This is a genomic window from Sphingobium sp. HDIP04, from assembly GCF_000445085.1.
Lineage (GTDB): Bacteria > Pseudomonadota > Alphaproteobacteria > Sphingomonadales > Sphingomonadaceae > Sphingobium > Sphingobium indicum.
On record NZ_ATDO01000091.1, the window covers coordinates 1 to 905 of the forward strand.

At 58.5% G+C, this 905-nt stretch carries 1 pseudogene; it reads left to right on the forward strand.

Annotated features, from left to right (window positions below):
- The first annotated feature begins 71 nt into the window (after window positions 1-71).
- A pseudogene (locus L286_RS47945) lies at window positions 72-829 on the forward strand (IS5 family transposase).
- Window positions 830-905 lie beyond the last annotated feature (76 nt).

The window sequence follows — 905 nt, forward strand, 5'->3', positions numbered from 1 at the left end:
TAAGGCCTGTGGACATTCAGGATTCCCACGCTGCCTGATTTCTGATTCAGGATTCCCAAGGGGAGTTCTGAATGGACGAGCAGCGATTTGTGGTGACGGATGGGATATGGGCGCGCGTTGAACCCCACCTTCCCGGCAAGAAGAGCGATAGCGGTGTGACGGGTAAGGACAATCGCATGTTTTTAGAGGCGGTTCTCTGGCGTGTGCGCACCGGTCTTCCATGGCGGGATCTGCCGCCGGAATTCGGCAATTGGAACAGCGTGTTCCGGCGCTTCCGACGATGGGCGAAGGGTGGTGTTTTCGAACGTCTTTTCAGAGAGATCCGCGGCGAGCCGGATTTTGAATACGCGCTGATCGACGGTACTATCGTTCAGGCTCACCAGAAGGCGAGCGGCGCAAGGGGGGGACTCACGCTCAGGCCATCGGGCGCTCGCGCGGCGGACTGACCACCAAGATCGTGGCGCTGGTCGATGCGCTTGGAAACCTGTTCAACCTTGTTCTCCTGCCGGGTCAGGCTCATGACCTGAAAGGCGTCGCACCGCTGATCGAGGACGTAGCATTCGATGCGCTTCTGGCCGACAAGGCCTTCGATGCTGACTGGCTGCTTGCCGAGTTGGATGTGCGCGGCGCGAGCGCAGTCATTCCGCCCAAAGCGAACCGCAAGATCAAGCGCAATTACGACCGGCATGCCTATAAGTGGCGACACCTGGTCGAGAACTTCTTCGCGAAGATCAAGGAGTTCCGAGCCATCGCTACGCGCTACGAGAAAACTGCCTGCAGTTACACCGCCAACTGGCACCTCGTCGCGACAATCCTCGCCGCGAAGTGAATGTCCACAGGCCTTAATAAACCCCCTAAGTAAACACGAAACATGACTAATTTTCGCGACCCTAGCGGGGGGGGGG